The 12617-nt window shown below is 58.4% G+C and carries 13 protein-coding genes; 4 read left to right on the plus strand and 9 right to left on the minus strand.

The features are described 5' to 3' along the window. Positions 1-54: 54 nt before the first annotated feature. The 3 genes from Pan189_RS12865 to trpE form a co-directional block, all read right to left on the minus strand. Positions 55-1458, minus strand: a complete 1404-nt coding sequence (locus tag Pan189_RS12865; protein WP_310820433.1) for an MATE family efflux transporter — start codon at positions 1456-1458, stop codon at positions 55-57. A 147-nt stretch (positions 1459-1605) separates the two neighbouring features. Continuing rightward, positions 1606-1941 (minus strand): histidine triad nucleotide-binding protein, encoded by a 336-nt coding sequence (locus tag Pan189_RS12870; RefSeq protein ID WP_145364368.1) that lies wholly within the window; start codon positions 1939-1941, stop codon positions 1606-1608. Positions 1942-1983: 42 nt separating this feature from the next. Continuing rightward, positions 1984-3474 (minus strand): anthranilate synthase component I, encoded by a 1491-nt coding sequence (gene trpE, locus Pan189_RS12875; RefSeq protein WP_145364370.1) that lies wholly within the window; start codon positions 3472-3474, stop codon positions 1984-1986. Positions 3475-3778: 304 nt separating this feature from the next. Here trpE and Pan189_RS12880 point away from each other — a divergent pair, with 304 nt between their 5' ends. Continuing rightward, positions 3779-4840: a protein arginine kinase gene (locus Pan189_RS12880; RefSeq protein WP_145364372.1), complete on the plus strand. Its 1062-nt coding sequence runs from the start codon at positions 3779-3781 to the stop codon at positions 4838-4840. Between the two features lie 47 nt (positions 4841-4887). Here the strand turns inward: Pan189_RS12880 and Pan189_RS12885 are convergent, their stop codons facing one another. Then, complete coding sequence (locus Pan189_RS12885; RefSeq protein ID WP_145364374.1) at positions 4888-5478, minus strand: thioredoxin family protein; 591 nt, start codon at positions 5476-5478, stop codon at positions 4888-4890. 240 nt (positions 5479-5718) lie between these two features. Further along, the gene (gene coaD / locus Pan189_RS12890) at positions 5719-6237 is read right to left on the minus strand and encodes a pantetheine-phosphate adenylyltransferase (RefSeq protein ID WP_310820435.1); all 519 of its coding nucleotides are present in this window, start codon (positions 6235-6237) and stop codon (positions 5719-5721) included. Positions 6238-6483: 246 nt separating this feature from the next. Between coaD and Pan189_RS12895 the strand changes: the two genes are divergently transcribed. The 3 genes from Pan189_RS12895 (at position 6484) to Pan189_RS12905 (ending at position 8150) form a co-directional block, all read left to right on the plus strand. Then, positions 6484-7002, plus strand: coding sequence for an Hsp20/alpha crystallin family protein (locus tag Pan189_RS12895; protein ID WP_145364376.1), 519 nt, complete (start codon positions 6484-6486; stop codon positions 7000-7002). Beyond that, positions 6995-7411 carry an Hsp20/alpha crystallin family protein gene (locus tag Pan189_RS12900; RefSeq protein ID WP_145364378.1) on the plus strand — a complete coding sequence of 139 codons (417 nt, stop codon included), beginning with the start codon at positions 6995-6997 and terminating at the stop codon, positions 7409-7411. Before Pan189_RS12895 ends, Pan189_RS12900 begins: the two co-directional genes overlap by 8 nt. Before the next feature lie 223 nt (positions 7412-7634). Further along, positions 7635-8150, plus strand: a complete 516-nt coding sequence (locus Pan189_RS12905) for an Hsp20/alpha crystallin family protein (protein ID WP_145364380.1) — start codon at positions 7635-7637, stop codon at positions 8148-8150. Between the two features lie 66 nt (positions 8151-8216). On the opposite strand, the gene Pan189_RS12910 is transcribed toward Pan189_RS12905, so the two are convergent. The 4 genes from Pan189_RS12910 to ispD form a co-directional block, all read right to left on the minus strand. Continuing rightward, positions 8217-8513, minus strand: coding sequence for a (2Fe-2S)-binding protein (locus Pan189_RS12910; protein ID WP_145364382.1), 297 nt, complete (start codon positions 8511-8513; stop codon positions 8217-8219). Between the two features lie 11 nt (positions 8514-8524). Continuing rightward, the gene (locus tag Pan189_RS12915; protein WP_145364384.1) at positions 8525-9565 is read right to left on the minus strand and encodes a hypothetical protein; all 1041 of its coding nucleotides are present in this window, start codon (positions 9563-9565) and stop codon (positions 8525-8527) included. Between the two features lie 88 nt (positions 9566-9653). Beyond that, on the minus strand, positions 9654-11558 hold the full coding sequence (locus tag Pan189_RS12920; protein ID WP_145364386.1) for a zinc ribbon domain-containing protein: 1905 nt from the start codon (positions 11556-11558) through the stop codon (positions 9654-9656). A 110-nt stretch (positions 11559-11668) separates the two neighbouring features. Then, a complete protein-coding gene (gene ispD, locus Pan189_RS12925) occupies positions 11669-12418 on the minus strand; it encodes a 2-C-methyl-D-erythritol 4-phosphate cytidylyltransferase (protein ID WP_145364388.1) in 750 nt (249 codons plus the stop codon). Between the last annotated feature and the right edge of the window lie 199 nt (positions 12419-12617).

Below are 12617 nucleotides of genomic sequence, written 5' to 3' on the forward strand. Positions count from 1 at the left end.
CCCCGCCAGGCCGCAGCGCGGCAACTCACCCGACCGACAAGTTTGTCCGCACTCTCAAACGTCGGTATCAACCCAGCGCGCACCGACGTAACGGGCCGTCGAGAGGATAGCCCGAACCAAGATATCCACACACATTCCGGCCCACGCTCCGAGCAGCCCGAAACCAAGAACCCAACCGAACAGATAAGCCAACGGCAGGCGGATCAGAAACACACCTGCGGCCGTGATGGCCAGCGGGAATCGCGTATCCCCGGCTCCCCGCAAGGCTTGAACGTAAACGATCGATATGACTAACGGCACCTGAAAGAGCGCGAGCATTCGAAACGGCGGGATTCCTTCAGCGCGGACCGCTTCGCTCTTGTGCATCACGTTATAAATCTGATCTGCTCCAAAAAAGAATATGAGCGTGATTCCGATTGCCATCAAACCGCACTGACGGACTGCCTCATGCCCGGCAGCGATCGCGCGGTCGGTGTCGGCGGCGCCGAGCGACTGCCCCACCAGCGCCGAAGCAGCCGCTCCCCAAGCGACCGCCGGAAGGTAGGTGATCGCCTCGACCCGAATCCCGACGATATGCGCCGCCAGTGCGATTCCTTCGGAATCTCCGGTGCCCATTCGGGCGATGAGCATCAAGAAGAGGAATTGACCGCCCCACATCACGGCTCCATCGGCGGCGGCGGGGATTCCGATCTTGAGGATGCGTCGTGTCGTCGTGCGATCCGGCTTTAGACCGGCCGGAACGACGAACAATCCGCCGACACCGCGGACCAGCACCGCCGAGATGAGTATCGCACCAAGCCCCTTCGCGACGACCGTACCCAAAACGATACCGTCCGCCCCCATCGGCGCGATGGAGAACAGACTCCCCGGCGTTCCGAGGCCGTACATGAAGGCGAATGACAAAGCGACATTCAGGACGTTGACTGAGCCGAGCGTGATCAGTGGAACCCGCATGATTCCGGCGCCTCGGTATCCGGCCGCTGCGACAAGAATCCAACCCATGAAGACGTGACCGATCGCATCCAATCGCAGATAGCCGACGGCGATACGGGCCGACTCCGCTTCGAGTCCGAGCAATCGAGCCAGCAGCGGCGCCGTCGGTACGATCGCAAGGGAGAAGGCCGCCGCGACGCCGACCCCGAGAACCAGCGACTGGCTCAGAACAGCTCGGGCATCCTCAAAATCGGCCCGGCCCCAGCATCGGGCAACGATGGCGGATGTCCCGACGCCGATCAGGCCGACAATCATTGAAGCGAGCCAGCCGACGTAGGCCGCCAAGCCAACTGCGTTGGTCACGCTCGGTCCCAGCCGACCGGAAAGATAGGTATCGGTGAGGGCCACGCAGAATGACAACAATTGCTCGGTCAATACCGGCATTGCCAAGGCGAAGATCTGCGAGCGCACCGATCCCGACGACCATCGCCGCGGCGACTCGGAGTTCTTTGTCGTCGCCGGCATTGCGATTCGATCGGTAGAGCAGTGACGCGGCGAATCGGGCCGAAGAAAGTCTCTGCGTGGAGGCCCTGTGTCATTATTGCAGCCGCGGCCAACTCGTCGTCCCGGCATCTCGCAAGAGTTCAAGAGCCGCTGACCAACAACGCGTCACTAACCGGGAGGCCACTTCAATTTCCGACCTCCAAGGACGTGCAGGTGAAGGTGCGGAACATCCTGTCCGCCGTCGTCGCCGTTATTGATGATCACACGAAAGCCTCCGTCGAGACCCTCGTCGGCGGCAACCTGTCGGGCAGTTGAGAGAAGATGCCCGAGCAACTCGCTGTCGGAATCATCGGCATCGGAGAGTTGAGGGATCACCTTCTTGGGGATCACCAAAATGTGAACGGGAGCCTGCGGCTTGATGTCTCGAAACGCGAGGCAGCGGTCGTCTTCAAAGACGATGTCGGCCGGAATGTCACGGTCGATAATCTTTTGAAAGATGCTCATCCAGGTTGCGACCCATCTGAGAGAATCATGACTGAAATAAGATCAAAGTCGCTTTTCGGCCACTTCGATCGCCCGCAGCAACACCTTGGCTTTGTTCAACGTTTCTTCGTACTCGGCGCTCGGGACGCTGTCAGCCACCAGACCGGCGCCAGCCTGCAGAAAAGCCGTCTGCCCGGTGAGCACGATTGTCCGCAGCGCGATGCACGTATCCATGTGCCCGGTAAAATCGATGTAGCCGACGGCCCCCGCATAGGGTCCGCGTCGATGCGGCTCCATCTCGTCGATGATTTCCATCGCTCGGACTTTCGGCGCGCCGGAGACGGTCCCGGCAGGAAGTCCGGCCCGCAGCGCATCAATGGCGGTCGTGCCTTGTTTCAGTCGCCCCGTCACATTCGACGTAATGTGCATCACGTGGCTGTATCGCTCGACCTCCATCACGTCGGACAGCTCAATCGAACCAAATTCGGCGACGCGTCCGACATCATTTCTGGCGAGGTCGATCAGCATCACGTGCTCAGCCCGCTCCTTCGGGTCAGCCAACAGTTCTTCGGCTAACTTCCGATCCTCTGCTTCGGACCGACCCCGTTTTCGCGTTCCGGCCAACGGCCGAATCGTGACGATATCCTCTTCAACCCGCACCATAATTTCCGGCGAACTGCCGATCAACGTTGTCTGCGGCAGTGTGAGCAGAAACATGAACGGGCTCGGGTTTACAACGCGGAGTGCGCGGTAAATATCGAGCGGTCGTGCCGAGGTCTCCCGCCGCAGTCTCTGACTGACGACGACCTGAAAAACGTCACCGGCGCGAATGTATTCCTGGCACCGCTCAACCACCGACTCGAACCCGGCCTTGGTGAAATTCGATTCGAAATCGATTTGGGGTTCGCCGCTCGTTTCGATGTCGGTCACCTGCAGGTCGTCGACCCCCTGCTGCAACTGCCGACACAGATCGTCGACGGCCCGACAGGCCCGGCGATATTCAGCAGTCGCATCCTCTGCGTCGGCAGCCGGTCTCGCATGGGCGACGACAAAGATCGTCTTATTGATTTGGTCGAAGATGACCATCCGGTCGTACAGCGCGAAGTGCATGTCCGGCAATTTGCGATCGTCGGACGGAGCGTCCGGCAGGTGCTCGCTATAGCGGACGACATCGTAACCCGCATACCCGACGGCCCCTCCACAAAACCGCGGCAGACCCTCGGAAGGCTCGGTCTGATAGTGCTCGAGTAGTTGCTGAAGCTCACCGAGCGGGTCATCACATTCGAAGCTGCGCTCTTTGTCGCCTTCGGTAATAGTGACCGTAGTCCCGCAGGCGGAGATCGTCAGAAAGGGCGAGGTACCGACGAAGCTGTACCGCCCGATCTTTTCCCCGCCGACCACACTTTCAAATAAGAACGAACAACCCTCTTGCCGAAGCCGACAGTACGCCGAGACGGGAGTAATCGAGTCACCGATCAACTGCCGGTAGACAGGGACACGCCGTCCTGCCGCCGCAATCTCTCGGAACACGTCGAAGGGCGGCTCGTGCGTCATTGCTCTGTATCGTTGCCGATCGGACGATCATTCACAGCTAAATTTAAACGTTCGCAGCCGACCGGGGTCTCTGAAAATGTCCCGACGCAGCGTCGCGGCACACGATACGAATCAAAGAGGCAAAACGCAAAAGGTCCCCCAAGTGCCGCGACGGGCCGACATCCCCGTATCCCCATGCGACAGGTCATTTTACGGCGTCTCCGGGGTCGAAGTGGAGCGTTGACAGTCGATTCCCGCCCGCTAGAATCGCCCTGTCGCGGGGGCGGATGTCGACCGCGGTCGATCGCCCGAAGGAGTGTCCGACTTGAATCTCAATGCGCTGATCGAGACGAGCGGCGAGTGGCTTCGCGGCGGCGGACCGGAATCCGACATTGTCGTATCGAGCCGGATTCGACTCGCGAGAAATCTCGCCCAATTCCCCTTTCCGATTCGCGCCAGCGATGCGGTGAAAGCGGAAGTCTCAGAGCTGCTGTGCAACCGGCTGCTTGACCTCGATTTCGGGCCTCAGCTTTATTCGCTCGATGTCGGAGATCTGAACGAAGTCGACCGGCAGTTTCTTGTCGAGCGACAGCTCATCAGCCGCGAATTGTCTGACGGCGTTGGGCCGCGCTGCGTGTGCATCAGTCGCGAAGAGAACCTCAGCGTGATGGTCAACGAGGAAGACCATCTTCGCGTTCAGGTTCTGCACAGCGGGTTCTCACTGGGCGATACTTGGTCGCAAATCAGTGAGTTGGACGACAATATCGAACAGCACGTGACATACGCGTTCAGCGACCGATTTGGCTATCTGACATCCTGCCCGACCAACTGCGGCACCGGCATTCGCGTCAGCGTCATGCTGCACTTGCCGGCGCTAGTGCTCACAAAAGAAATTCAGAAAGTCTTTCAGGCCCTTCAGAAGATCAGCCTTGCCGTCCGCGGCCTCTATGGCGAAGGCAGTCAGGCGATGGGTGACTTCTATCAGGTCTCCAACCAGGTCACGCTCGGCAAGAGCGAGCAGCAGATCATCGAGAACGTTCAGGAAGTGATCCCGAACATCATCGCCTACGAACGTCGGGTGCGTAACAAGCTGGTCAGCGAAAACAGGCGGAATCTGCACGACCAGATCGCTCGGGCCTATGGCATTCTTCGCAACGCTCAAACCATCAGCAGCGAAGAGACGATGCACCTGCTTTCAAGCGTCCGCATGGGCGTGAATCTCGGACTGATCGATGAACTCGAGATGGCGACGGTCAACGAAATGTTGATCCAGACGCAGCCTGCTCACCTGCAGAAATTGCGTGGTGAAGACCTGCAATCGGCCGAGCGGAACGTCGCGCGAGCTTCATACCTCCGCGAGCGGCTGACCGGCGACTTCACCGGCTGATCCGACACCGTCGTTAGACCCGCCGTCCGACGTCAACGGGCGATCTGCTACTCGACGGAGACGCCGGTGAAATACTTCGGCTCATTCCCCTGCTTCCACTTAATGTTGCAGCCGATGCTCGGCGATTGATCTTCCGGCACCGACTCGCCCGCCAACACCTGATCGCAGGCAGCCCGTAAATCTTTGCCCGTGATCGGCTTGTCATTGCCCGGTCGGCTGTCGTCGAATTGGCCGCGATAGACAAGCTTGTGCTCGGCGTCGAACAGGAAGAAGTCAGGCGTGCAGGCGGCTGTGTACGCCTTGGCGACTTCCTGCGTTTCGTCGTAGAGATAGGGGAACGAATAACCGACGGCAAGAATCTCTTCCGCCATTTTTTCGGGACTGTCGGCTGGGTAATTCTCGACGTCGTTCGAACTGATTCCGACGACGTTAATTCCTTTCATGCGGTATTCGTCCGCGAATTTCGCGAGATCGGTGTTGAGGTGTTTCACGAACGGGCAGTGATTGCAGATGAACATGACCAGCAGCGGATTGCCGCTCAAATCGGCACGCGACGTGACCTGACCGGTCGGATCGGGAAGCGAAAAGTCGGGCGCTTCGGTACCAAGCGGGAGCATCGTAGAGGCGGTCTTGACCATCGGGAGAACCTTTGGGCATCTGAGGGTAAAGAAATCGAAGCCGACGATTTAAAACGCTTTGCCAAGTGCGACCGCTGTCAGTAGACGCGGACGTCGTCGACTGAAATTGTCTCGGAGTTAGCAAGGATTGACGACATTCGAACCTACAGAGCCAGCCGTCCGAGTTCAATCGGTCAAATTAGCCCTGCGGTTCTGAATGATCGCGATCGCTGAAGGCATCCGGTAATCCCTCGCTGCCGATTACTTGCCGCCGTGATAGCGATCGATGAGTGCCGGGATAAGAGGTTGGGGCACAAATTGCTCCAGACGGTCCGCGACCGCTCTTCCGCCGAAGCGGGCAATCTGTTTGATCAGCGTGCTGGAGACGTGCGAATAGCGTTCGTTGGCCATCAGGAATACGGTCTCGATTCGCGGCTCTAATGTCCGATTCGTGAGGGACATCGTCAGTTCCAGTTCAATGTCCATCAGGCTTCGCACGCCGCGAAGCAGAACTCCCGCGCCAATCTTTCGGACGAATTCAACCGACAGCCCCTCAAATGTTTCAATTGAGACTTCGGGAAGATCACCACAGACATCCGTCAGCATTGCCGCCCGCTCGTTCGGCTCGAACAAGGCTTCCTTGTCGGGATTGCGTCCGATCCCGACCGTCAGCCGATCGAAGATTTCAGCCCCGCGATGAATGATGTCGACGTGCCCCAACGTCACGGGATCGAAACTGCCGACGTACACCGCATGTCTTTTGTCTAAATCGTCAGCCACTGCTTACCCTCATCTCTCTTCAACGAACCTCAGCAACGAGAACAACCTGCCGTTCCGGCAGATGATCTCGTGATCGGCGTCACAAACCGGGCGGACATTCGTGCATTGCTGTTGAGTTCTCCGCCCGCGCAGCGTCTTTAAATCGAATTCAAATAACAACTTACACCGCGGCTCTGGATGGATGACTTGAAAGGTACATCAGTTGCTCCCTCATCTTTAGCAATTGAATCCCTCTGAGCGAGCTATATGCCGGTCTTTCGACTGCATCACAATCTCGGGTCGCTTCGCGATCTCGAACAGGAGGTGGACCGCCTGCTGCGGAATGTGCAGTTGACGGTACACGGAGTTCGAGCCCGACGGAAGTTTCCCGCGATCAATGTCTACGAGGTCGACAACGAGTATTTGTTGACCGCCGAGTTGCCGGGGACACAACTTTCCGACTTGGAGTTAACTGTTGCCAACGGCATGTTGACATTGCGGGGCAAGCGTGCCGATCTGGACCACGTCTCCGAATCATCGTTTCGCCGGTCCGAACGATTTCACGGTGGGTGGGAGCGCTCAGTACCGCTGCCGGAGCGAGTCATTGAAGACAAGCTCGCGGCGACGTTCGCCAACGGCGTGTTGAAAATTCGGCTGCCCAAAGCGGTTCAGTCGCCGGCGAGGAAGATTCAGATCAACGCCGATCAGGAGAATCCGGACGCGACCGAAAGCCGAATCGATTCGGGTTCGGACGTGTCGAGCGAGGTGATCCGCCCTAATGAGTGATGACTTGATCGAAAACTCTGGCGAATTCGAAGCCTCCGATGCCGACGAAACGCAGTCTTCGGAGGAGACCGAGCCACGCTTCGTCTTCACGCCCCCGATCGATATTTTCGAATCGGAGGAGGGATTGGTTCTGCACGCGGACTTGCCCGGCGTTTCAAGTGAAACGCTTGATCTGCAGGTGCAGGACAACAAACTGACGCTGTTCGGCAGAGTCAATCCACCGGTTCCCGACAATGCGGAACTTCGGTATCAGGAATACGAAGTCGGCGATTTCCTCCGCTCGTTTATCCTGAGTGACGAAGTCGATCACGAACGCATCACCGCTTCGCTTCAGAACGGTGTCTTGAAGGTGACGTTGCCGCGTGCCCCGCGCACAGCCGCCAGACGCATCGAAGTCAGCCCCGAATAGGCGAGCAAGAAGCGGCATCAGCTCCTCTCGGAAGGTCTGGGGATTCTCTTGATCCGCTCAAGTGGGTCGGCGTGTACAATCAGGGAGACTACGTTCATGTTCTATAAACCCTGTTACGGGGTTCATGTTCTATAAACCCTGTTACGGGTTCGGACAGGACTTGGCGAGTTGACTCTCTCGTGACGAAATATCGCTCTTCAATGCATTTTTGGGAGACAAACACATGACCGACGACAGCGAAACCAAGATGGACCAGCCGACGAAAATGACGTTTGATCGGCTGCGGCGAGATTTCGAAGGCTTTGTGGAAGGGGCCGTTGCCAGAGGCTCGCAAGCTCTCGATACGATCGGTGTTCGCGCAGGCGAACCCGTGCCCGCACCGGTCGACATCTACGAAGTCGATAACAATTTGCACGTGGTCGTTGATCTTCCGGGCGTCTCTTCCGATGCGATCGTGTTGCAACTCGACGGTAATGTCCTCGGTTTGCTTGCGACGCCGGCGGAAGATGCGACCAAAGGTAAGATCCATCGCAAAGAGCGATCGGTGGCTGCGATCTCGCGGAAGATAAATCTGCCGGTACCGGTCGATGGAGATTCGGCGACGGCCGATGTTTCGAACGGCGTGTTGAGCATCACGTTGCCATTGGCTCCGACCGCCCGTTCCCGCTCGATTCCGATTTCGACGGCAGCGCCAGCGGCGGAGCAGGGATCAACGATGGAGCCGATGTCGGCAACTTAAATCGTGTTGCCACTCCGCTTCGCTATCAGCCCAGCGGCCATAGCGATCATCAGATCGGATGCGAATTTATTCGTCGCCGACCGGCTCAGCGCCTGCCGGCGGCGTGCCTTTACCGGCGCGAACATAGTTCGTGCGGGCCGCTCGATACGCGGCCGGATCGGGTTCCTGTTCTGCGGCGGTCTCTCCGCGCGCATATTCGCGGAAATACCGCTTGAGGAACGGCACGCACCAACCGCATCCCGTTCCGGCCCCGCCGCATTCGCTGATCTGGCTCGGGACTCGCGGCTCGTGCACGCGAATAAAATTCACGATTTTCCGCTTCGAGACGTGAAAGCACAGGCAGACCTTATCATCCAACTCCATTTTGTACGTCCTTATTCCGGCGAAAGCCGCTCACCCGTTGCGTCATTCTCGTAGAGCACAATTTCGACTCCACGAAATTCAATTCGCATATTCATTTGAGACGCGGCCCGGCTGAGAATTTCTTTCAGAGATGAATCGGTCGCCATCAAATTGACGGTGCCTTCCAAGAGCAACTCCGGATCGTCAATCGTCTCGTCGAAGTTGATCGGGGCGCCGGCCATCTCAGAAATGACCAGCCGTATTTCGCGGAACGGCTTGGGACCGTTCGTGTCGAAACGGGCCACGCGGAGTGCAAGTTGCTCGGCGAGATCGACCTGACGCTGGTGCGTATCGTCCGTCGGTCGAGGGGCAACGACAGCTTGACGGGCCCTGTCGAAACCGGAGTAAACGACTGTGGGAAAGCTACCAGTCGATGCAAAGTCCGATGAGTCATTCGCAATACTGAAATCATCAGTCTCAGTCGGACTCGGGCCGAAGCGCGGCGGAGTCGGGTCAGTCTCTGTATCACGGACTGCTAAGCCAGGTCCTGACGAGAGGTCCTCTTTTGGGCTCGGGAACTCTGGTGAAGAAATCACCGCCTTTGGCAACTTGCTTTGGACGTCTATTGGCGGTTGAGTCACCGTTCCCTCTTCGTGACCGTGACTCGCGAGCAATGGCGGGCGGTCGGAAGATGTCTGTTCCGGCGGCGCATTGACTTCGATTTGCCAGACCATCCAACCCAAGATCACAGCTCCACATCCGGCCGTTCCCCAAGCGATCACCAGAGGGTCCGAAAGTGTCTTTGTAATTCTGAAGAGCGTTTCTCTCGCATAGGTTGCCACTTGAAGGGCGCCGGCCACGGTCGAAATCCCGACATCTCGAATGGCGACTCTCTGAGTGACCGCGGGAATCTCCGTTGGTGCTGAAACGCTCGGCAGGCCTTCGACGTCATGCCGCAACAGCAAGGCGCAGCCACATTCGGGGCATTCGAAATCCCGATCCTCCCGCCCCAGCACCATGAGCCGGAACGGCATTTCGCAAGCAGGACAGGGAAGGGTGACGGCGTGAGACATCAGTCTCGATATCGAATAGAGCGCAACGGGTCCGCCTCGGGGACATCAGTCGGCGACGGATGAAAACGTCGGAAAGCAACGAACTTCGTCAGTCTTCAAACCGGGTCGGCTTCAGTCCTTTACCAGTAGCATCATTGAGCGTCGTAACGATTGCTTTGTTACCCGCTTCGTCAATCACAATCGCCATTTGATCATACTGCGAAACGATTTGCGCGATCGCCTTTGTCGCGGGGACCTTTCCCAGACTCATTGATTGAGGCATGTTCTTGGTGTAGCCGGCGAATTTCAGCGCTTCGCCGTCGACCTCGATCGTGGTCTTCGTTTCCTCCGCGAGATAGGCGAACGCCTCCTGCAATGGCGTCCGATTAAATTCGATCTCGACCGGCAACTGCAGCCGACCCGCTACGGTCGCCGGAAGTTCGGGCTGCTGCTCGGTAGGAGTGAAAACGTCTTGAGTAAAGTCTGTCCGTCGCGACTCGTCCCAAGCCAAAAGCGAAGCCAATGCCAAATTTGGAGCCGCACGGTTCGGCAAGCGCGCCGCGATCAGCACGTTGCGGTCGAGCGTGCCGTCCACTCCTGCCGCTGCCAGCGCGGCGGTCATCGCCGGCAGGCGGCCGATGAGCTTTCGCGAACCGACCTCAGCCGGACTCATCGCGCTGACTGTATCCAACACGCGTTGCGGCAGGTCGCTCAACCGTTGATTGAGCAACTCGGCGGTCGACTTGGGCGAAGCGGTGGCCATCGGCCTCGCCTCAAGCTCCGTAAAAAAGTCTCCATTAGCGAGATGCCCGCTCCACCGGACGGCTTCAATGTCGCTCCCAAACCAATCGACGATCTGGTCGTAGAGCGGGTAGACAGACTCTGGGACAAGTTTGTCGCGATGGACGAGCATTTCAGAGGGCTGAAACAGCAGCGTGAGATGACGGGACCGGTCACTCGACTCCAACAGTGCTTCGATCGCCGTCGGGGCCAAACCGGGAGCGATGAACGCACGCGGCAAGTCCTCGGCATACTCGACCGGCGCCGCCGCGAAGATGATCGGCAAGTTGTTCTGGTCAACGTCGTCCGCAATCGAGAACGCGCGCTCCGCGGTCATATAAACCGGACGCCCAAATTCGTCATTGCGTTCCCCCCCAATCAACTGAATCAGGTCCGACCGCCTCATCCCGGCCTTCAGCCGAACGACCACGGCATAACGGGGCTCATCAGCCCGTGCACCGAGCATTACCGAGATTAAGGCTTCTTCGATGTCCGACGGATCAACAAGGCAAAGTTCGCGGAGCGATTGCTCTCCCCATGCTGCGAGTGGGCCGAGACAGTATCGAACCTCCTGAGCAGTCGAGCCGTTTGCCCACAACTCCGCAGGTCGTAAATGAATGACCGCGGACGTTCCGGCCGGAATGTACTGCAGCGTGATCGGCTCGCCCGAGGTCGGACCTGCTTGTGCCAGTTGCTTCCCTGAACGACTGAGCCGATCGCGCTGCGATTCGAATTGCACATCACGCGTCGGTGGCGGAGCGGCGACTGAATCAGGCTTTGTGTCCGAACCGCCAAGGTAGCTTGCCGCGATCAACACCCCGACCAGTCCCACCGCAATCACTCCGCCGATGCCAATCTGCAGAGGCAGATTTTTCTGACGTTTCCGCCGCATCTCCCGCAGCCGCGCGCTACCGCCGGAGTCGGTCGGCAACTGGGTTTCCGGAGCGGCGAAGGAGGGAAACTCGTCTGCGTTCTCTTGCGGTCGGACCGCCGGTTGCGGCTTCGCCCTTTTACTCTGCGGCTGTGCCGGGGCAGCCTGAACAACGCGCGCGGCACGACCGACCGGCACTTCTTCCGGCTCCGGCTCGGCAAGTGACAATTCGACTTCGTCGGGGTCCTCAAGCAGAAACCGGTGCGCGCACTTGGGGCACTTGGCCGTCTTTCCCAGCAGGGAGCGATTCGGCAATTTGAGTTTGGAGTTGCAGTTGGGGCAGGGGATCGAAAGGGCGGACATGACCGCTCCCTCTACAACCGGAAAATGATCAAACGAATTCAATCCCCATCGTACGGCGATCTCAAGACGATGGCAAAGTCGGTCTTCCTGCAAGCGGATCAAGACTTCGCTCAATCGAACAACCGACCGGGGCCGTCCGAGAAGGGATGGAGAGACCCAAGACCGCCGGCTTCGGTCGGCAAGCGATTAATCAGCGCTTCGGCCATTTTGAAGTCATCCGAAGTCGTTATTTTGAAATTCATTGGAGAGCTATTCACCACTCGGACGGGATGCCCGATTCGCTCCACCAATTGTGCTTCGTCAGTCGCCTGAAAACCGCCCCGTTTGGCGTAGGCTCGACGGAGCAAGTCGGCTTGAAAAACCTGGGGCGTCTGGGCTTCCCAAAGTCCGGCCCTCGGGACGGTCTCCTCTATCGCGTTCGTCTCGTCGACCTTTTTGACGGTCCCAGCGATCGGCACCGCCGGAATCGCCGCTCCGTGAGCAACCGCTTCATCGAACACGGCCCGCACCCATTGCTTTGTAATCAAGGGACGTGCCGCATCGTGAACGGCAACGTAGTCCGTGTCATCGGGAATTTGAGCGAGCGCGTTCTGCACGGAATCGGCCCGCTCGGCTCCGCCGGAGACCACCTCTACATTCATGAAACCCAGATTCGCGCGAAAGGTGTCGCGAAACCAATCGATGTCTTCATCGGCGATGGTAATCGCGATCGAAGTGACATCGTCGACCGAGGAAAAGACGTCCGCGCAGCGAACCCACAGCGGTCGGCCTTTCAGTTCCACGAACGGCTTTTTGCGACGTCCGGAAGTGAAGCGAGAACTTTGACCGGCTGCCGCGAGAATTACCGCAAATTTCGGCATGGTTCTATCCCAACGCAATTGCGAATTATTAATTCCATTTGTTAGCCGCGATTGTAATTCGCCGAGCGGCGAGCCGCGACGCGACTCAGCGAAACACCCCTGTCCGAAGTCGTGGCAATTCCGCTGCAAAACAATCGCAAATCGGCTGCACCTGATTAACGCGGGGGTTGTCGCATTGAACCGTCATGTGTCGCGGTCT

The sequence above is a fragment of the Stratiformator vulcanicus genome (genome assembly GCF_007744515.1).
Lineage (GTDB): Bacteria > Planctomycetota > Planctomycetia > Planctomycetales > Planctomycetaceae > Stratiformator > Stratiformator vulcanicus.

Excerpts from the sequence above, each read along its gene's own strand:
- Pan189_RS12865 (WP_310820433.1), bottom strand. The coding sequence starts at position 1,458 with ATGCCGGCGACGACAAAGAACTCCGAGTCGCCGCGGCGATGGTCGTCG.
- Pan189_RS12870 (WP_145364368.1), bottom strand. The coding sequence starts at position 1,941 with ATGAGCATCTTTCAAAAGATTATCGACCGTGACATTCCGGCCGACATC.
- trpE (WP_145364370.1), bottom strand. The coding sequence starts at position 3,474 with ATGACGCACGAGCCGCCCTTCGACGTGTTCCGAGAGATTGCGGCGGCA.
- Pan189_RS12885 (WP_145364374.1), bottom strand. The coding sequence starts at position 5,478 with ATGGTCAAGACCGCCTCTACGATGCTCCCGCTTGGTACCGAAGCGCCC.
- Pan189_RS12895 (WP_145364376.1), top strand. The coding sequence starts at position 6,484 with ATGCCGGTCTTTCGACTGCATCACAATCTCGGGTCGCTTCGCGATCTC.
- Pan189_RS12900 (WP_145364378.1), top strand. The coding sequence starts at position 6,995 with ATGAGTGATGACTTGATCGAAAACTCTGGCGAATTCGAAGCCTCCGAT.
- Pan189_RS12905 (WP_145364380.1), top strand. The coding sequence starts at position 7,635 with ATGACCGACGACAGCGAAACCAAGATGGACCAGCCGACGAAAATGACG.
- Pan189_RS12910 (WP_145364382.1), bottom strand. The coding sequence starts at position 8,513 with ATGGAGTTGGATGATAAGGTCTGCCTGTGCTTTCACGTCTCGAAGCGG.
- Pan189_RS12915 (WP_145364384.1), bottom strand. The coding sequence starts at position 9,565 with ATGTCTCACGCCGTCACCCTTCCCTGTCCTGCTTGCGAAATGCCGTTC.
- Pan189_RS12920 (WP_145364386.1), bottom strand. The coding sequence starts at position 11,558 with ATGTCCGCCCTTTCGATCCCCTGCCCCAACTGCAACTCCAAACTCAAA.
- ispD (WP_145364388.1), bottom strand. The coding sequence starts at position 12,418 with ATGCCGAAATTTGCGGTAATTCTCGCGGCAGCCGGTCAAAGTTCTCGC.